Source organism: Paraburkholderia ribeironis, assembly GCF_900019265.1.
Lineage (GTDB): Bacteria > Pseudomonadota > Gammaproteobacteria > Burkholderiales > Burkholderiaceae > Paraburkholderia > Paraburkholderia ribeironis.
Window position 1 is genome coordinate 21,087 of the sequence record NZ_CYGX02000054.1, and the last position, 17,825, is coordinate 38,911.

A 17,825-nucleotide genomic window follows, 5' to 3' on the forward strand; every position below is an offset into this window, starting at 1 on the left:
CGTCAATTCTTCCGCAGCGTGCCCTGGCGCACTCTCTCCGTTCCACGGGTGCGCAATCAACCGCATTGACTGGGTGCACGACGCATCCTGGGATACACATACATGTTCTTTCACGGGTATGGCCCCCTACTCCTCGCGGGCACGTGGGAAACGATCAGGCTGGCGGTCTTGTCGCTGGGTGCATCTTTCCTGCTCGGTCTTGCAGGAGCCGCCGCGAAGCTTTCGCCGAACCACGTGCTCTCTCGCATCGGCGCGCTCTACACGACGCTGATTCGCGCTGTTCCCGATCTCGTGCTGATGCTGCTGCTGTTTTACGGTATGCAGATCCTGCTCAACAATCTGACCGATGCGCTGGGTTTCGATCAGATCGACATCGACCCGTTCGTTGCTGGCGTCATCACGCTCGGCTTCATCTACGGGGCGTACTTTACCGAAACATTCCGGGGTGCGTTTCTGGCTGTTCCACGCGGGCAACTGGAGGCGGGTTTCGCGTACGGCATGAGCTCGTGGCGGGTGTTCAGTCGCATCATGTTCCCGCAAATGATGCGCTTCGCCATACCCGGCATTGGCAACAACTGGCAGGTGCTGGTCAAGGCAACTGCACTTGTATCGATCATCGGTCTTGCCGACGTCGTCAAGGCCTCGCAGGATGCCGGCAAAAGTACGCTTGAATTCTTCTTTTTCACCATGGCGGCCGCTGCGATCTATCTCGCGATTACCACGGTGTCCAACCTCGTGTTGGTCTGGCTGGAAAGGCGCTACTCGACAGGCGTACGGAGGGTCGCATTGTGATCGAACTCGTCAGGCAATACTGGCAAAACTACCTCTATACCGACGGCTACCAGTTCACCGGCCTTGTCATCACATTGTGGCTACTGGTCGCCTCAATCGGACTGGGCTTTTGCCTTGCCATTCCGCTGGCGGTTGCCCGTTCGTCGAGCAATCGCTTCATCTCCGGACCGGTCTGGCTCTATACCTATGTCTTTCGCGGCACGCCGCTCTATGTCCAGTTACTCGTCGTCTATACGGGGCTCTACAGTCTTCACTTCGTGCACTCGCACGCCCTGCTCGACACGTTCTTTCGCAACGCGATGAATTGCACGTTGCTGGCCTTTGCGTTGAACGAATGCGCGTACGTCACCGAGATATTCGCCGGAACGATCAAGGCGACACCCTATGGCGAGATCGAGGCAGCACAAGCTTACGGGATGTCGAAGTACAAGCTCTACACGCGCATCATCCTGCCGTCGGCGCTGCGGCGCGCACTGCCCAATTACAGCAACGAGGTCATCCTGATGCTGCACGCGACGACGCTCGCTTTCACAGCCACCGTACCTGACATCCTCAAGGTAACGCGCGACGTCAACTCTGCAACGTACGCATCTTTTCAGGCATACAGCATTGCCGCCGTGCTGTACGCCTGCATCGTTTTTGCCCTTGTTTGGGCGTTTCGCCGGATGGAAGCACGCTTGCTGGCCTTTCTGAAGCCGCAGGGGCATTGAACCTGGCCGCCCGCGGCCACGATGGAGTGTATCGAGAATGTACAAGCTGATTGTTGATGACCTGCACAAGAAGTTCGGCGACAACGAGGTTTTGAAGGGCGTCTCGCTCAAGGCAAAGGCTGGCGATGTCATCAGCATCATCGGTTCGAGCGGGTCCGGGAAAAGTACTTTTTTGCGGTGTATAAATTTTCTGGAGCAGCCTTGCTCCGGTCGCATCACCGTCAACGCGGAACAGATCCAGACCACGCGTGACAGCAAAGGCGCGCTGCGGGTCAGTGATCACAGGCAATTGCAGAAAATGCGCACCAGGCTATCGATGGTGTTTCAGCACTTCAACCTTTGGGCGCACATGACCGTGCTCGAAAATATCGTCGAAGCGCCCGTCAGCGTTTTGGGGTTGAGTCGTGCCGAAGCGGAGCAGCGGGCTCGCAAGTATCTGACCAAGGTGGGGCTCGCGCCCAGCATGGAAGGCAAATATCCGTCCCATCTGTCCGGCGGCCAGCAACAGCGGGTGGCGATTGCACGTGCGCTGGCGATGGAGCCCGAAGTGATGCTGTTTGACGAGCCCACTTCCGCACTGGACCCGGAACTGGTCGGCGAGGTATTGAAAGTCATGCAGGCTCTCGCTGAAGAAGGCCGCACGATGATCGTGGTCACGCACGAGATGGGGTTTGCTCGCAACGTGTCGAATCATGTGATCTTCCTGCACAAGGGAAAAATCGAAGAGGAAGGCAATCCGCAAGAAGTTCTGGTCAACCCGAAAAGTGAACGGCTAGGGCAGTTTCTTGCCGGGAACCTGAAATGACGACCGGCCTCGAGCCGACTCGGCGGACCGTTCTTATTTTTCTGCGCACGCCATCTCCACTGTATTTTCGCAATTCAACCAGCGGCCAGCGTCAACGCTGCACCGCCAGAATCCATGCAAATCAAAACGCACCCGCTCATTTCGCCGACGCTTGGTACTGAACGCCACCTGACCAGCTTTCACTACGGGCCGACTGGTGGTCAGAAGATCTATATTCAAGCGTCGCTACACGCCGACGAATTGCCGGGCATGCTCGTCGCCTGGCGCCTGCGCAAGCATTTCGCCAGCCTCGAAGCCGCAGGCAAGCTGCGCGGCGAAGTGATCGTCGTGCCGGTAGCAAATCCGATCGGTCTCAATCAGCGGGTGCTCGGCTCGCACATTGGTCGGTTCGAAGGCAATACGGCGCAAAACTTCAATCGCAACTTCTACGACCTGACGACCCTGGTGATGCATCGAGTCGAAGCGCGTCTGACGCGCAATATCGACGAAAACCGCCAGGTGGTGCGCACTGCCATGCGCGAAGCACTTGACGAGCAGACGCCTCTGACCGAACTCGATTCGCAACGGCTCGCGCTACAAAAACTCTCTTGCGACGCGGATGTCGTGATCGATCTGCATTGCGACTGGGAGGCCGCAATGCATCTGTACACCAATCCGGATATCTGGGGAGAAGTCGAACCCCTTGCGCGCTATATCGGCGCCAAAGCGTCGCTGCTGGCACTGAACGCGGACGGCAATCCGTTCGACGAGATTCATAGCTTCTGCTGGTCCAATCTGCGTGCGCGTTACGGCAAGCAGCATCCGATTCCCAATGGCGGCGTTTCGGTAACGGTCGAACTGCGGGGCCAGCGCGATGTGTCGCATGAGTTCGCCGAGCAGGACGCTCAGGCGATCGTCAATTACCTTTGCCATCGCGACTTCATCGACGCAGAAGCCGCGCCGTTGCCAGCACTGCCGTTCCCCGCTACGCCATTCGCCGGTGCGGCAGCGGTCATTACGCCGGTAAGCGGCGTGCTCGCATTTCGTGCGGAACTCGGCGCATGGATCGAATCCGGCCAACCGGTCGTGGATATCATCGATCCGCTCACGGATCACGTGAGCACGTTGAACGCGACGACGAGTGGCGTGCTGTACGCGCATCGTTCGGTTCGGTTTGCTTCTGCAGGGATGTCGGTTGCGCACATCGCTGGCGCGACGGCGTTTAGAACAGGCTCTCTGTTGCCGCTATGAGCATCCAGACGGTCATGTCCGCGGCGAATTCTGTCCGGACAGGTCCAGGTGGAAAGCGCAGCAAGACCTACCAGATATGCGGCACGAAGCGATAACGCACCCGCGTCATGTACGCCTTATAGCCGTCGAGTTGCGCGGCCAGCAAGCGCTCTTCGCGCACCGCGCGCCAACCGATGGCGCACGCCATCACGGGCGCGAGCGCGAGGCCCCACCATGAACCGAGCATCAATGGCATGCCGACGAACATCAGCAGCGCGGCGGCGTACATCGGATGGCGGACGTACGCGTAAGGACCGGTGTCGATCACCTTGTGACCGCGTTCCGTCTGGACCTTCACGACCGGCGCGGCGTAGCTATTGGCGCGGAACACGAAGCGGCACATGAAGATGCACAGGAACACGCACAGCGCGCCGAGGCTGACCAGCGCAACCGGCAGCGGCGCGGACCAGCGAAAGCGCATCGCGTCGAGTCCCATCACGATCAGCCAGCCGCACCACAACAACCCGGCGGCGATCATGAAGAGACGGTCCCAGCGAGTCTGCCGCCCCTGCACGAATGGCGCGAGTCGCTCGGCGAGCAACCCGGGATCATGACGCGCGAGCCACAAGCCCATCCACAGGCTCAACACGCCGATCTCGATCAGAAACCACCACGCGGCCGGCCACGCGAACGTGCCCGCCGCGCCGAACAGCAGCGCGCCCATGACGGCCAGCGAGAGCACTGTTTGCACAATGAGGCGCGCGATCATGGCAGTGGCCCGCTATGCGCCATTCGTGCGTGTACGTACGCGCTCGAACACTTCGGCGAGATCGATGTCGCCGGTGTTCAGACCGAAGCGATCATGCAGACACGCGGCGAGTTCGGCGGCGTTGTTCAGTTGCCGCTCGCTGACGATCCGCCCGTCCGCGGCGCGTTCGTTCAGGTGATCGTTGAATAGCGTCAGACGTGTTTCGGGCAATACCCGGCACACCATCAGGTTGCTCGCGAAGATCGCATCGGGCGACGTCGACGTGTACCAGTTCGAGGTTTCGCAATCGATCCATTCGACCGGATGCAAATCGAAGCGATAGACGCGTGCCCAGCTCTCGTCGCGCGCCTGCACTTCGAGAAACAGCGCATCGCGCGATGCGTCGGCAAGACGGAACGTGCCCAGCGGAGTCGGTTGCGCGAGGCCCGCCGTCAAGCGCAGCGGTGCCGCGAGCGTCACGGCACCGAAGCCGACGTCGGCGATCCACGCCTCGGTCCCGATGTCGATGCGCAGAACCATGTGCGTGCGTGGAGGAATCGCGCCCGGATCGCGGCCCCACAACACACGCCCGAGTAGCGGTGTGACCTTGAAGCCGAGTTGCATCAGCACGTTCGCGAGCAAAGTATTCTGCTCGAAGCAATAACCGCCGCGGCCTTCAGTGACGAGTTTCCGCTCGACCGACTCGAGGTCCAGCTTGACCGCACGCCGCAAGAGCGGATTCAGATTCTCGAACGGAATCGCGCCGGGATGCAGCCGGTGAATCGCCCGCAGCACGTCGAGCGTTGCTGCACGCGGGCCTTCGTAGCCGATGCGGGCGAAGTAGTTTTCCAGGTTCATGGCATGCGACATCGCTGTGGTCCCGTTTGATTGTCAGGCCGGACGGGCAAAGCCGTGCAGGCTCATGTGCGGCGCGCCGCCGGGCGGTTGCGGACACGATCATAGCCGTTTTTGTCGTCCGCCCGACGCGCCTGCGGTGCCCTCTGCGGCTAGCCGCTGCGAGCGCGAAGCCCGCAGCGCAGAGCGTGTGTTACAGGCCGCCCTTCAATGCCGAGGTCGCGATCGACGGCACAGTGATGCCGTGGCTCGACGCGAACTGCACCGCCGAATTCAGCGTCGACATCAACGACCGCAACTGACCCGGCGCCGATTGCGCGATGTACGACGCGCTCTGCGCGGTCTGCGGATTGAGCCCCGACTGCAGCAGCGAGGACGGGCTCATCTGACTGATGCTGCCGAGCCCCGACTGCAAGCTCGCATACTGGCTCACGCCCTTACCCAGCGACGTCAGACCATCCGTGAACGCCAGCTGGTTCACCGGCGTCGCCGACGCGCCGCCGCTCGCATGGCTCGCGAACGCGTCGGTCAGCTTTTGCGACAACGACTGCTGCGTGTTGCCCACCTGCGTCAATTGACTCAGCGACGACGTTCCACCGCTTAGCAGACCCGCCGCCTGTTGCGCCTGGCTGGCGGCGCTGCTCATTCCCATCGCCGATGCGAGACTCGACTGACCGCTGAGCACCTGCTGGTTCGCGCCCACATAGGTTTGCAGCAACTGCGACATGCCACCGGACGACGCCGGCGCCGTCCCCGCCGAACTGTCACCGCCGCCAATGCCGAACTGCTTGAGATCGAGCTGTGCGTTCGACACGCCGCTGATTAGCAGACCGCCGCTTGCCAGCAGCGAAACCAAAAGAATGCGTTGCTTCATCACCATCTCCTTACTTTGCCTGTCGGGTCGATCGTGCGGTTCGACATTGCGCTCAGTCACGCATTCTACGTAATTTGTATGACCATATTTATACAATTAGCTTACATTTATATTTTGTTTCTATTACGCGTCAATTCGAGTTCATCGCGCTGCTAACTGTCAAGATTACGCTGCAGCAATTCTGTTGCGAATAGTTCTCATTTATATTGACCGAACGCATGCGCATCAGTAGCATCACGCCATCTGTCGTACCGGCATCGCGAACGGTCGAGCAAGATCGCCGGCCCGCAGCAATTCGCGGCGCCGCAATAGTCAACCCAGTCGATACAACAATAAGGATTTCGATGAAGTTCGCCTCACCCAACGGATCCGCCAACGAAGCGCATCCGCTTCGCGACCGCGTCGCACGCGCCGGCGCAACTCATCGTACGCGTTTGCCCTCGATGCGGCGCGCTGCGCTTTGCACGGCATTCGCCTGGGCGTCGTTGACCGCCGGTGCAGCGCTGGCCGAAGCCAACCCGGATGCAACGCCAGAAGCACCCGAAGCCGACCTGAACATCAAGGCGACCCAGACAGACCAATGGACCGGCTTCTGGAATCGCCAGCAAATGCTTGGCGACATGGGCGGCCTGCGTCCGTGGCTCGGCAAGTACGGCGTCACGTTCGCGCTGACCGAGACCAGCGAAGTGCTGGCCAACCTGCGCGGCGGCCTTGAGCGCGGCGCGGACTACGACGGCCTGACTACCGCCACCGTGCAGATGGATACGCAGAAGGCGTTCGGCTTGCCGGGCGGCCTCTTCAACGTCAGCGCGTTGCAGATTCACGGCACCAATCTGAGCGCCAACAAGCTCGGCACGCTGAATACGGCAAGCGGCATCGAAGCCGACGACGCCACCCGGCTGTGGGAGCTGTGGTATCAGCAGTCGTTCCTGAACAAGCGCGTCGACGTGAAGATCGGTCAGCAGAGCATCGACCAGGAATTCATCACCAGCACGTACTCGGCGCTCTTCATCAACACGATGTTCGGCTGGCCCGCGCTGCCCTCGTACAACATGCCGTCCGGCGGTCCGGCTTATCCGCTGGCGGGTCTCGGCGTGCGCGTGCGCGGCCAGATCACGCCTTCGTTGACGGCGCTCGCCGGTGTGTTCTCCGGCGATCCGCTCGGCAACGCCCCGAACAACAAGAGCGGCACCAACTTCAACCTCGGCAACGGCGCACTGTGGATCGGCGAATTGCAGTACGCGATCAACCAGCCTGCCGATGGCGAAATGGTCGGCACGGGCGGCGGCGGTCTGCCCGGCACCTACAAGATCGGCGTCTGGTACAACAGCGGCACTTTCGCGGACCAGCGCTTCGACAACACCGGTTTGTCGCTGGCGAATCCGGCCTCGACGGGCATTGCCGCGAATCATCGCGGCAACTACAGCATCTACGCGGTTGCCGATCAGATGATCTGGCGTCCGGACCCGGACGAGCCACGCAGCCTCGGCGTGTTCGCCCGCGTGATGGGCGGCCCCGGCGACCGCAACCTCGTGAGCCTGTCGGCCAATCTCGGCATCGTGCTGAAGGCGCCGTTCAAGGGCCGCGATAACGATAGCGCGGGCCTCGCGCTCACCTACATCAAGGTCGGCAATCACGTGCACGGACTTGATCAGGACAACCTGGCATTCAGCGGCGGCCCGTATGGCGTGCGCACCAGCGAAACCGCGCTCGAAGCGACCTATCAGTACCAGGTCAATCCGTGGTGGCAATTGCAGGCCGACGCGCAGTACACCTTCAATGCCGGCGCAGGCCAGAATCCGAACGACCCGACGCAGCCGCTGCGCAACACGTTCGTCGTCGGCGTGCGGACCGTCATCACGTTCTGATGCGGTTCGCACCCAACCCACACGCTATCGACACACCGGATCCCATGCTCCCGATCTTCACCGCAACCACCGCAACCACCGCTTTGTGCGCCGGCACGGAGGCTCAATCGTGAACCATCTCACGCGCAAGTTTTCGCCGCGCGCCGCGCGGGCCCTGATCGCCGCCGCTGCCGGCGCTGCTGCGCTCGCGAGCGCCGCCGGCGCGCACGCCGAGCCGCAAGGTTTCCTCGAAACCGTCAAGCACCACACCACGCTGATCAACACCGTGCCCGACAACGGCGACCAGAACCCGTACGCGGTAGTGGTCGCGCCGGTCACGGCGGGCACCGTCAAGCAGGGCGACGTGCTGGTCGGCAACTTCAACAACGCGACCAATCTGCAAGGCACCGGCAGCACGATCATCGACTATCACCCGAACACCCGACAGATGACGGTGTTCGCGACCGTGCCGCGCGATCTGAAGGAATGCCCGGGCGGCATCGGCCTGTCGACCGCGATGACGATGCTCAAGTCCGGCTACGTGATCGTCGGCAGCACGCCAAGCAACGACGGCACGACCGGCACGAAGGGCGCCGGCTGCCTGATCGTGATCGACCCGCAAGGGCGGATCGCGTCGACCATCACGAGCCCCAACATCAACGACCCGTGGGGCAACATGGCGGTCGTCGATAACGGCACGAGCGCGACGCTGTTCGTCAGCAATGCGGGTTTCGGCGTGGGCGGCGCGAACGGCACGCCACCGGTATTCAAGCAGGCCACCGTGCTGCGGCTCGACCTCGACGTGCCGGCCGGCAAGCCGCCCGTCGTCAGGAAAGAAACCGTGGTGGGCAGCGGCTTCGGCGCGCAAGCCGACAAGGGCGTGTTCCTGGTCGGCCCGACCGGGCTCGCGCTGTCGGGCGATCAGAAACTGCTGTACGTGTCCGACGCAATCGGCAACCGCATCACCGAGATCGACGAGCCGATGACGCGCGACACCAGCGCCGGCGTGGGCCGTCAACTCACCGCAGAGGGCCTGCTGCATCGCCCGCTCGCGATGGTCACCGCGCCCAACGGTCACCTGCTCGTGACCAATGCGCTGAACGGCCAGGTCGTGGAAATCGATCCGGCGACCGGCAAGCAGCTTTACGCGCGCTGGATCGACACCGACAAGGCGCAATCGCCGCCGGGCAATGGCGACCTCTTCGGTCTCGCGATGACGCCAGAAGGCGACGGATTTTATTACGTGCAGGACGACGTCAATACGCTGGTACTCGCGAAGTAAGCCACGCCGACGCATGGCAGACATGCTTGAATGCCCAACGAAGATGAAGTGACCATGACCAACGATCAACCCCCGCGGCCATCACGGCGCGGTTTTCTGAAGGCGGGCGGAGCCGCGGTGGCCACCGGCGCGAGTCTGGGTGCAACGCTTGGCGCGGGTCTGGCGACGTCCCAGGCCGCGCTCGCGAAACCAGCGCCCCACCCTGCCGATCCGGCGCTCGCCGTCGAGCCGTTTTACGGCACGCATCAAGGCGGCATCGTCACGCCGCAGCAGGGTCACACGTACGTCGCCGCGCTCGATCTGAGCACCGACAAGCGCGACGACGTGATCGCGCTGCTGCGCGCCTGGACCGACGCCGCCGCGCGCCTCACGCAAGGCGGCACGGCCGCCGCGCTGGCCACGGGCGACGCGGCCGACAACCAGCCCGCGCCCGATGCCGGCGACGTGCTCGCTCTCGGTCCCAACGGTTTGACGATCACGTTCGGCTTCGGCCCGGGTCTCTTCACGCATGAAGGCAAGGACCGCTATGGACTCGCCGCGCGCCGCCCCGCCGCGCTCGTCGATCTGCCGCGCTTTAACGGCGATCAGCTGATCCCCGAGAAGACTGGCGGCGACCTCTTCATCCAGGCCTGTGCGAACGATCAGCAAGTCGCGTTTCACGCGGTCCGGCAATTGACGCGTCTCGCCTACGGAGTCGCCGCGATGCGCTGGGGCCAGTCCGGTTTCCTGTCGGGGCCGCGCGGTCAGACGCCGCGCAATCTGATGGGCTTCAAGGACGGCACCAACAACCCGTCCACCGCGAAGCCGCAGTTGATGAACCAGTTCGTGTGGGCCGGCGCGAGCGCCGACGCGCCGTGGATGGAAGGCGGCACCTACACCGTGGTGCGACGTATCCGCATCACGCTCGAACACTGGGACAACACCGAGCTGGGCTTCCAGGAGCAGGTGTTCGGGCGTCACAAATACAGCGGCGCGCCGCTCGGCAAGCGCAACGAGTTCGACGCGGTGAACCTGAAGGAAGAGGACAAGGACGGCAATCCGGTGATTCCGGAGAACTCGCACGTGCGTCTGTCGAATCAGGCGAGCAACAACGGCGCGCAGATCCTGCGCCGTTCGTACTCGTACAACGACGGCACCAACTTCTACATCGAGCGCTGGCCGCCATGGCGTCAGGAAACCGAGTACGACGCGGGACTGATTTTCATCGCGCACCAGAGCGACCCGCGCACCGGCTTCATTCCGATCAACGACCGACTCGCGAAGTTCGACATGATGAACCAGTTCACGACCCACGTCGGCAGCGCGATTTTCGCGGTGCCGCCTGGAGCCAAACCGGGTTCGTATATCGGCGCGGGACTGTTCGAGACGTAACGGACACACGACACACATCAACCAACACCATCACAAACGGACTTCTGGAACATGGCTTATTCCTGGTTTGGCACCCGCCTGCGCATTATCAGCAGCGCGGCCGCGCTCGCGCTGGCCGCTTTCGCGACCGTGCCGTCGCCGGCCCATGCTGCGTCGATCACGCTGTATAACGCGCAGCACGAACAGGTCGTCAATCTGCTTGCGAAAGACTTCGAGAAGCAGTCGGGCGTGGCAGTGAAAATCCGTAACGGCGAAGGCCCGGCTTTGGCCGCGCAGATCGTCGCGGAAGGCGCCGCCTCCCCTGCCGACGTCTACTTCACGGAAAACTCGCCGGAGCTGATGCTGCTCGAAGGAAAAAACCTGCTCGCCAGGGTGGATGGCGCGACGCTCGCCAGCGTGCCGGCGCGGTTCAACTCGCCCGGCGGCGTATGGGTCGCCGTGACCGCGCGTGAAAACGTGCTCGCGTACAACACGACCAAACTGCAGCCTTCGCAATTGCCGCAATCGCTGTTCGATCTCGCCAGGCCGGAATGGAAAGGCAAGATCGGCATCGCGCCGAGCGATGGCGACTTCCTGCCGCTCGTGAGCGCCGTGCTCGCGCTCAAGGGCGAAGCGCAAACCGTGCAATGGCTCAAGGGCCTGAAAGCCAACGCGCAGATCTTCGACGACGAAGAAGGCGTCGTGGCCGCGGTGAACCGTGGCGGGGTCGCCACCGGTTTGATCAACAACTATTACTGGACGCGTCTGCATGCCGAGATCGGCGACGCGAAGACGCGCAGCGCGATGCATCACTTCGGCAACGGCGATGCCGGCGCGCTGGTGAATGTGTCGGGCGCGGCGGTGCTGAAGTCCGCGCACAATCCGGACGGCGCGCAGAAGTTTCTCGCGTATCTGAACAGCGAACGTGCGCAAAAGTTGATGGCGAACAGCCACGTGATGTTCGAGTACCCGCTGCATGCGGGCGTGGCGCCGGATCCGATTCTGAAGCCCTTCGCCGAATTGAACCCGCCGGCACTGACGATCCAGCAGCTCGGCGACGATAGCCAGGCCGGCAAACTGCTGCGCCAGGCCGGTCTGCTGTAGATGAGCGAAGCCCTGTCAGCCGGGCCACCGGCTGTCCCCACCGCCACGGCGCGCAGCCGCTTGCGCGCGCCGCGCGGCTTGTTCGCGGCAGCCGCACTCAGCGCTTTGCTGGTGCTGCTGCCGATTGCGTTGACGTTCTGGCGCGCCGCGAGCTTCGGCGCGCACGACGCGTTCGATCTGGTGTTCCGGCCACTGGTCGGCGAGCTGCTGGTCAACACCGTGCTGATCACCGTGGCGACCACCCTGGTGTGCGCGGTGATCGGCACGGCCGCCGCGTGGTTCGTCGAACGCACGCAGGTGCCGGGACGCCGCGCGTGGGCAGTGCTCAGCGCCGCGCCGCTCGCGATGCCGGCCTTCATCTCGAGCTATGCGTGGGTCTCGCTCAGCCAGGATTTGCAGGACTTCAACGGCGCATTGCTGGTGCTCAGTTGTGCGTACTTTCCGCTCGTCTATCTGCCGGTCGCCGCCGCGCTGCGCGGCATGGACCCGGCGCTCGAGGAAAGCGCACGCGCGCTCGGCTGCAACCGCTGGACCAGTTTTGCCCGCGTGGTGCTGCCGCAATTGCGCCCGGCGCTGCTCGGCGGCATGTTGCTGGTGGCGCTTGGCGTGCTGTCCGAGTTCGGCGCGTTCACGCTGCTGCGCTTTCGCACGTTCACCACGCAAATTTACGCGGAATTCCGCACCAGTTTCGATGGCGGCGGCGCGTCGCTGCTCGCCTGTGTGCTGATCGTGATCTGCCTGATCGTGCTCGCGTGCGAGTTTCGCGTGCGCGGCGCGGCGCGTTATGAACGCGTCGATCGCGGCACGCGTCGCGCGGTGTTGCGCTGCGAGCTCGGCGCGTGGCGTTGGGCGGTCGCCGCCGGCTTCGCGCTGCTGACGATCACGACGCTCGGCGTGCCACTCGGCATGATCGGCTACTGGCTCACGCAACCGGGCGCGGCCGCCGTCACGCCGGCCGACGTGTCGCCCGAGCTGCTGTTCAAGGCGACCTTGTCGTCGCTCGGTTTCGGCCTCGCCGCCGCGCTGCTGACCACCTTGCTGGTCGTGCCGCTCGCGTTTTTGCTGGTGCGTTATCCGGTCCGTTTCGCGACGCTGTTCGAACGCACGGTGTTTCTCGCGCAAGGCGTGCCGGGTCTGGTGATCGCATTGGCGATCGTGTCGCTTGCGGTGCACGCGCTGCAACCGCTCTATCAGAGCGCGACGCTGCTGGTGATCGTGTACGCGATCCTGTTCATGCCGGTCGCGCTGGTGAGCGTGCGCGCCGCGTTGATGCAGGCGCAGCCGCGCCTCGAGGAAACCGCCCGCGCACTCGGCTTGAACTGGCCGCAAACGCTGTTGCGCGTGATGTTGCCGCTGGCGGGCCCCGGGCTCGGCGCTGCCGCGGCGATGGTGTTCATCTCGGTCGTGACCGAATTGAACGCGACGCTGCTGCTCTCTCCAATCGACACCCAAACGCTCGCCACCCAGGTCTGGGCCGACACGTCGACGATGGCGTTTGCCGCGGCCGCGCCGTATGCCGCGTTGCTCACGGGCATTTCACTGTGCGCATCGGGCCTGTTGTTCGCACTGCTTGGCAAATCGGCGCTGCTCGGCGAACGCGGCTGAACCTGTCGACACTATTGGGAACATCGAGGACCGTGACCTCACGCGCTTTTACTATCGGAATGTCATGAGCGAACTTCGTATCCGCGGACTGCAGAAATCGTTCGACGCTCACCCGGTGCTGCACGGCATCGATCTGTCGGTCGAACGCGGCACCCTGCTCGCGCTGCTCGGCCCGTCCGGCAGCGGCAAGACCACCTTGCTGCGCGTGCTCTGCGGCTTCGAACGCGCCGATGGCGGCAGCGTCGAGATCGACGGGCGCCGGGTGGCCGGCGACAACCTGCACGTGCCTTCGGAGCAGCGCCGCATCGGCTATGTGCCGCAGGAAGGCGCGCTGTTTCCGCATCTGTCGGTCGCTGACAACATCGTGTTCGGCTTGCCGCGCACGCAGCGTCGCGCACGGCATCGGGTGGCGGAGTTGCTGGAGCTGGTCGGCTTGCCGGCGAACTTCGGCGAACGCGCGCCGCAGCAGTTGTCGGGCGGCCAGCAGCAGCGCGTCGCGTTGGCGCGTGCGCTCGCGCCCGCGCCGACGCTGGTGATGCTCGACGAACCGTTCTCGTCGCTCGATGCGGCGTTGCGGCTCGAAACCCGTCAGGCGGTGGCGAACGCATTGGCCGCGGCCGGCGCGACCGCCGTGCTGGTCACGCACGACCAGTCCGAGGCGTTGTCGCTCGGGCATGAGGTGGCGGTGCTGTGGGATGGCCGCCTGATCCAGACGGCGACGCCCGAGACGCTGTACCAGCGGCCGGCGACGCGCGAACTGGCGTCGTTCGTCGGCGAGGCGGTGCTGTTGCCGGGCACGGTCGAGCAGGATCGCGTGAGCTGCGCGCTGGGCGAACTGGCGCTCGTCGCGCCACTGGGCCACGGCGCGGTCGACGTGATGGTGCGGCCCGAACAGATCCGTCTGCTGCGCGCCGACGAGACACCGCACGATCGTGCGGCCCTTGACGCCGTCGTCACCGAGGTGATCTACCAGGGGCAGGACGCCGGCGTGACGCTGCAACTGCAGTCCGGCACGCGAACGATGGTGCGCGCACGCGTGCCCGGCTATCGATGTCCGCGGCCGGGCGAGGCGGTGCGGCTCGCGGTGGATGGCTATGTGAGCGCGTATCCACGCGTGCCTTCACAAGCTCATTCGAGCCGTTAGCGGCAAGCCGGCGCAAAGTCATCGGGCGCAAACGATCGGGCGCAACCAATCGGGCGCAACCCAGCGCATCCTCGCGCCGCTACGCTGCCGCCCCGCGTGCCGGCGTCCGCAGCGACAGATCCTGCACCATCTGCTGGGCCAGATAATCGCAAGTCGGCCGGTCCGACTTGGCGCTGCGCGCCACCACGATTTCGAGCGGCGCGATCCTCGGCAAGCCTTGCGCTTCGCCGAGAATCGCCAGCCGCGCCGGCACGCTGCAACGCGTGAGCGCGATCACCGACAAGCCCGCATCGACGGTCGCCACCAGCCCCATCAGGCTGGCGCTGCTGAACGCCGCCCGATAGCGGATCCGCGCGCCATCCAGCGCGGCCAGCGTGTGCTGGCGCGCCACACAGCCCGGCTCGTAAAGCCCCACCGGCAACGGCGAAGCCGCCAACACCGGCGTATCCACCGACGCCCCCACCCACACCATCGGCTCGCTGCGCACGAATTCGCCGCGCAGTTTGCGGTCGCGCGTGACGAAGGCGAGATCGATCTTGTTGTCGGCCAGCATCGGCGCGAGTGACGTGCTTTGCGCGCAGACGATCTCGATCTCGACATGCGGATAGAGATTGGAGAAGCGCCGCAACACCGGCGACAACAGCGACGATACGTAATCGTCCGGCGCGCCGAGCACCACGCGCCCGGTCACTTCGGGCCGCACGATCGCCGACCACGCCTCCTCATGCAGCGCCAGCACGCGTCGCGCGTATTCGAGCAGCGTATTGCCGGGCCGTGTGAGCGACAGATTGCGCGTGTTGCGGGCGAACAGCGTGGTGCCGAGCATGCTCTCGAGCCGCTTGATCTGCATGCTGACGGCCGCCTGCGATCGATGCACGCTTACCGCCGCTTTCGTGAAGCTGCCCGTTTCCACCACGGCGACAAAGCTGCGCAACAGGTCGACGTCGAATTCGGGGTGCATGATTTATCAATTTCGCTGATGGAATTACTCAATTTAATTCGTTTGTGGATGCCACGCAAGCCGCGCAATACTCGGGGCATCACCTTACGGAGTGGTTCTTTGCAAACAAAACCTGTTCCGGAGCAAAGAAAGCTGTGCTGTCGTTTTAAAGCAAAGAAACCTGTTTTAGGCGGGCTGCGACCTTGTATGGGCTGGCAAAGAAACCTGATTTGACGCCGCCAAACCCTTGTATTTATTGGCTTTCTCAAGACCAAGTCTAAAACGTCGCGACTTCTTATTGACGCGCGCAGTCGCGCCTCCATCGCGGCAGCGGTGGGTCCTCACCTAAAGGTCCCCATCTCGCGCTCTAATGAAATCAATAACTTAGCAGATTCGGTGTAAAGAAATCTGGTCTTGAAGTTCGCGTTTGCAAACGAAATCTGAACTTCGGTGATGCATCGCGTTCGCCGACACCGACGCTTGCCGAGGACCGCGTCCAGGCCATGCCGTAAAGAATTCGCACGGCCGCCCACCCTAGGCTATTTAGTGCTATCCTGCGTCGTCGGCACTATATCTTGTGCCTTGAGGCCCACCTCGGGAGATGCAGCGTGGCGAAGAATACCGGAAAGGATTACCGCGTCGGTTCGGTGGATGACCGTTCGCAGGTTTTTAATCCCAAGACAGAAAATTGGGTGAAGCGAAACGACAAGACCGGTCGCTTCATGGGGCAAAAGGCGGACGGCGAACCGTATAAGGGTGTTGCCAAAGAACACGACGGCCGCAAGCGCTAAAGGTTAGCAATGCCGAGCCTCGAACTTCCTTTCGACTACGGGAGCCTGCGGTATCGGCCGAACACCGTCGTTGCTCAAGCATCGAATCCTGTTATCTACGGTCGTGTGCAGCTACTCAGCGTCGAACAGGAGATGGCGTTCGTCAAGTTACTGCAACAAGGCGCTTTCACAGTCGAGTCCGTCTGCGCTTGGCTCGCGGGGGCCGTCGGGCTGCAGGCACCCCGTCCTTTATGGGTAAACGTTCCACGGAACCGGGTACCCGCTAGCCATTGGCCGTTTGGCGACAAGGAAGCGCAGCTTTGCTTTGCGACCGTGGAACTGCCCAACGCGCGCCCTCTTCATTTTGACGAAGCCAGTTCTGACGTGGTTTTTAACCAAGCACGACTTGACGACGTCCTGATGGCTAAAATCGCGACCTTTGATTCCCTCATTGGAAACGACGACCGGCACGGTGGAAACCTGCTGTTGTCGCCACCGGCCGGAGTGTTTGTCATCGACCATGGAAGGGCGTTGGGTGGCATTGGTACTGACAGTACATCGGTCTGGCTTCCTCCCGGCCCAAACGTGCTCCTGCGTCGGATTCAGGCGATGCCTCCCCACCGCCGTCACGCGCTGAAACAGCCGCTCCGCCAGTTTTGCGAGGATTGCGTGGAAGCCGTCGATAAGCTACCGTTGGATACACTCGTCGAGTCGGAGTCGCTACGAGAGATGATTCGACGACACCTTCACGCAAAGGCAGAAACTCTCTGTGTCGAGATGCTTGACGCTATCGGTATTCCCGAATTGGCTGGTATTAACCACAGTGGCAGCCGCCCCACAGCGCCATGAACTTCTTTACCCAACACATCCTTCCCATTTTTGACGAACCGGTCGCAAGTGGCAGCGCCCGGCTTGTCCGTCTTGTACTTGAAGCTTCCGGCGAATCGCTGGTGATCGCAGTACTCGGCGAGCACCAAGGTGGCATTCCGTTCGCTCGCGTCGTAACCCCGCGAGTGCTCAAGTGCCTGCCACAGGATTTGGGTTACGCCTGCCATTCGTTCGGGAGCCTCGTCGTGGCGGACTATCTCGCCTGGAGGGAGGCCGGCCATGAAGCCAGTCTCTGGAAGGTCCCCTTAGGCGGAGTCGAAGTTGGCGAACGGTTCGAGGTTGAGGCAGATAACGCGGCTGGAGTGGTCGATGCGGTACTTGAGCGGTGTGCGCTTTTCCACCGACGCCAGTCCCAGCATGAGACTGCAACTGACGACGCTTCAAAGTCAGCACCTCGTCCTTCGTCCGAAAGTAGGTTTGCGAACTCCGTGAAGCGAGAGGTGCTTGCACGAAGGCCATCGCTCGAAAACCGGTTCAATCGCACATTCAGTCTGACAGGGTCGCCTACCGGGTTTCCGATCGACTACGTAGGACACTCGTACGCGACCTGCTATGCCGCAATCGATCCGAAAAGCAAGACTCTCGTTCGTTCGCGTGCTGCGTCGGCAGCGCTCTGGCGCCTTGCAAGAGCGAGGGATGCATTTGGCTTTGCTAGTCCTGAGCGAATGGAACTGACTGCATGGGTGCCCTCGCCCGGCCTTCCAATCTACTCAGACTCCGAGTACGCGATCGTCGAGGACACGGTGGGTGAGCTTCGAGAACAAGCTCTGAAAGAAAAGCTCGATGTCTTTTCAGCATACGATGCGCATTGCGCCTGCGAACGGTTGATGGAGAGAGAGGTCGCTACCGTTAACTAATTTTTGCAGGAAGTTGGAGGCGCATGCGGAACATTGTGTGCATGT

General features: G+C 62.8%; 17 protein-coding genes. 13 read left to right on the top strand and 4 right to left on the bottom strand.

Annotation, left to right across the window (positions count from 1 at the left end; all coding sequences use genetic code 11):
- The first annotated feature begins 102 nt into the window (after nt 1-102).
- The 4 genes from BN2475_RS23480 to BN2475_RS23495 all read left to right on the top strand — a co-directional run bounded on the left by BN2475_RS23480 (nt 103) and on the right by BN2475_RS23495 (nt 3,537).
- The gene (locus BN2475_RS23480) at nt 103-792 is read left to right on the top strand and encodes an ABC transporter permease (RefSeq protein ID WP_094781880.1); all 690 of its coding nucleotides are present in this window, start codon (nt 103-105) and stop codon (nt 790-792) included.
- Nucleotides 789-1,502: an ABC transporter permease gene (locus tag BN2475_RS23485; protein WP_094781881.1), complete on the top strand. Its 714-nt coding sequence runs from the start codon at nt 789-791 to the stop codon at nt 1,500-1,502. Before BN2475_RS23480 ends, BN2475_RS23485 begins: the two co-directional genes overlap by 4 nt.
- A 37-nt stretch (nt 1,503-1,539) precedes the next feature.
- Entirely contained in the window at nt 1,540-2,307 is a 768-nt protein-coding gene (locus BN2475_RS23490) for an ABC transporter ATP-binding protein (protein ID WP_094781882.1), read from the top strand.
- Between the two features lie 114 nt (nt 2,308-2,421).
- Nucleotides 2,422-3,537 (top strand): succinylglutamate desuccinylase/aspartoacylase family protein, encoded by a 1,116-nt coding sequence (locus tag BN2475_RS23495; RefSeq protein WP_094781883.1) that lies wholly within the window; start codon nt 2,422-2,424, stop codon nt 3,535-3,537.
- A gap of 67 nt (nt 3,538-3,604) precedes the next feature.
- Here the strand turns inward: BN2475_RS23495 and BN2475_RS23500 are convergent, their stop codons facing one another.
- The 3 genes from BN2475_RS23500 to BN2475_RS23510 form a co-directional block, all read right to left on the bottom strand.
- Nucleotides 3,605-4,285, bottom strand: a complete 681-nt coding sequence (locus BN2475_RS23500) for a methyltransferase family protein (RefSeq protein WP_094781884.1) — start codon at nt 4,283-4,285, stop codon at nt 3,605-3,607.
- A gap of 12 nt (nt 4,286-4,297) precedes the next feature.
- On the bottom strand, nt 4,298-5,134 hold the full coding sequence (locus BN2475_RS23505) for an arylamine N-acetyltransferase family protein (protein ID WP_094781885.1): 837 nt from the start codon (nt 5,132-5,134) through the stop codon (nt 4,298-4,300).
- A 178-nt stretch (nt 5,135-5,312) separates the two neighbouring features.
- Entirely contained in the window at nt 5,313-5,993 is a 681-nt protein-coding gene (locus tag BN2475_RS23510) for a hypothetical protein (RefSeq protein WP_094781912.1), read from the bottom strand.
- 344 nt (nt 5,994-6,337) lie between these two features.
- On the opposite strand from BN2475_RS23510, the gene BN2475_RS23515 reads away from it, so the two are divergent.
- From BN2475_RS23515 to BN2475_RS23540, 6 genes are all read left to right on the top strand, one after another.
- Nucleotides 6,338-7,861 (top strand): carbohydrate porin, encoded by a 1,524-nt coding sequence (locus BN2475_RS23515; protein ID WP_094781886.1) that lies wholly within the window; start codon nt 6,338-6,340, stop codon nt 7,859-7,861.
- Nucleotides 7,862-7,970: 109 nt separating this feature from the next.
- On the top strand, nt 7,971-9,122 hold the full coding sequence (locus BN2475_RS23520; protein ID WP_094781913.1) for an NHL repeat-containing protein: 1,152 nt from the start codon (nt 7,971-7,973) through the stop codon (nt 9,120-9,122).
- A gap of 54 nt (nt 9,123-9,176) precedes the next feature.
- Nucleotides 9,177-10,493 (top strand): iron uptake transporter deferrochelatase/peroxidase subunit, encoded by a 1,317-nt coding sequence (efeB, locus tag BN2475_RS23525; RefSeq protein WP_094781914.1) that lies wholly within the window; start codon nt 9,177-9,179, stop codon nt 10,491-10,493.
- Nucleotides 10,494-10,544: 51 nt separating this feature from the next.
- The gene (locus BN2475_RS23530; protein ID WP_094781887.1) at nt 10,545-11,576 is read left to right on the top strand and encodes an iron ABC transporter substrate-binding protein; all 1,032 of its coding nucleotides are present in this window, start codon (nt 10,545-10,547) and stop codon (nt 11,574-11,576) included.
- On the top strand, nt 11,577-13,181 hold the full coding sequence (locus BN2475_RS23535) for an ABC transporter permease (RefSeq protein WP_094781888.1): 1,605 nt from the start codon (nt 11,577-11,579) through the stop codon (nt 13,179-13,181).
- A 64-nt stretch (nt 13,182-13,245) separates the two neighbouring features.
- Entirely contained in the window at nt 13,246-14,325 is a 1,080-nt protein-coding gene (locus BN2475_RS23540; RefSeq protein ID WP_094781915.1) for an ABC transporter ATP-binding protein, read from the top strand.
- A 79-nt stretch (nt 14,326-14,404) separates the two neighbouring features.
- Here the strand turns inward: BN2475_RS23540 and BN2475_RS23545 are convergent, their stop codons facing one another.
- Nucleotides 14,405-15,286, bottom strand: a complete 882-nt coding sequence (locus BN2475_RS23545; RefSeq protein ID WP_094781889.1) for a LysR family transcriptional regulator — start codon at nt 15,284-15,286, stop codon at nt 14,405-14,407.
- A 587-nt stretch (nt 15,287-15,873) separates the two neighbouring features.
- On the opposite strand from BN2475_RS23545, the gene BN2475_RS23550 reads away from it, so the two are divergent.
- The 3 genes from BN2475_RS23550 to BN2475_RS23560 are packed head-to-tail and all read left to right on the top strand — an operon-like array spanning nt 15,874 to nt 17,780.
- Complete coding sequence (locus BN2475_RS23550; protein WP_094781890.1) at nt 15,874-16,056, top strand: hypothetical protein; 183 nt, start codon at nt 15,874-15,876, stop codon at nt 16,054-16,056.
- Nucleotides 16,057-16,065: 9 nt separating this feature from the next.
- Nucleotides 16,066-16,884 carry a HipA family kinase gene (locus BN2475_RS23555; protein WP_094781891.1) on the top strand — a complete coding sequence of 273 codons (819 nt, stop codon included), beginning with the start codon at nt 16,066-16,068 and terminating at the stop codon, nt 16,882-16,884.
- A complete protein-coding gene (locus BN2475_RS23560; RefSeq protein ID WP_094781892.1) occupies nt 16,881-17,780 on the top strand; it encodes a hypothetical protein in 900 nt (299 codons plus the stop codon). Before BN2475_RS23555 ends, BN2475_RS23560 begins: the two co-directional genes overlap by 4 nt.
- The last annotated feature ends 45 nt before the right edge of the window (nt 17,781-17,825 follow it).

Bases quoted from the DNA above. Each gene is read 5' to 3' on its own strand.
- BN2475_RS23480 (WP_094781880.1), top strand. From the start codon at position 103: ATGTTCTTTCACGGGTATGGCCCCCTACTCCTCGCGGGCACGTGGGAA.
- BN2475_RS23490 (WP_094781882.1), top strand. From the start codon at position 1,540: ATGTACAAGCTGATTGTTGATGACCTGCACAAGAAGTTCGGCGACAAC.
- BN2475_RS23495 (WP_094781883.1), top strand. From the start codon at position 2,422: ATGCAAATCAAAACGCACCCGCTCATTTCGCCGACGCTTGGTACTGAA.
- BN2475_RS23500 (WP_094781884.1), bottom strand. From the start codon at position 4,285: ATGATCGCGCGCCTCATTGTGCAAACAGTGCTCTCGCTGGCCGTCATG.
- BN2475_RS23505 (WP_094781885.1), bottom strand. From the start codon at position 5,134: ATGTCGCATGCCATGAACCTGGAAAACTACTTCGCCCGCATCGGCTAC.
- BN2475_RS23510 (WP_094781912.1), bottom strand. From the start codon at position 5,993: ATGAAGCAACGCATTCTTTTGGTTTCGCTGCTGGCAAGCGGCGGTCTG.
- BN2475_RS23515 (WP_094781886.1), top strand. From the start codon at position 6,338: ATGAAGTTCGCCTCACCCAACGGATCCGCCAACGAAGCGCATCCGCTT.
- efeB (WP_094781914.1), top strand. From the start codon at position 9,177: ATGACCAACGATCAACCCCCGCGGCCATCACGGCGCGGTTTTCTGAAG.
- BN2475_RS23530 (WP_094781887.1), top strand. From the start codon at position 10,545: ATGGCTTATTCCTGGTTTGGCACCCGCCTGCGCATTATCAGCAGCGCG.
- BN2475_RS23535 (WP_094781888.1), top strand. From the start codon at position 11,577: ATGAGCGAAGCCCTGTCAGCCGGGCCACCGGCTGTCCCCACCGCCACG.
- BN2475_RS23540 (WP_094781915.1), top strand. From the start codon at position 13,246: ATGAGCGAACTTCGTATCCGCGGACTGCAGAAATCGTTCGACGCTCAC.
- BN2475_RS23545 (WP_094781889.1), bottom strand. From the start codon at position 15,286: ATGCACCCCGAATTCGACGTCGACCTGTTGCGCAGCTTTGTCGCCGTG.
- BN2475_RS23555 (WP_094781891.1), top strand. From the start codon at position 16,066: ATGCCGAGCCTCGAACTTCCTTTCGACTACGGGAGCCTGCGGTATCGG.
- BN2475_RS23560 (WP_094781892.1), top strand. From the start codon at position 16,881: ATGAACTTCTTTACCCAACACATCCTTCCCATTTTTGACGAACCGGTC.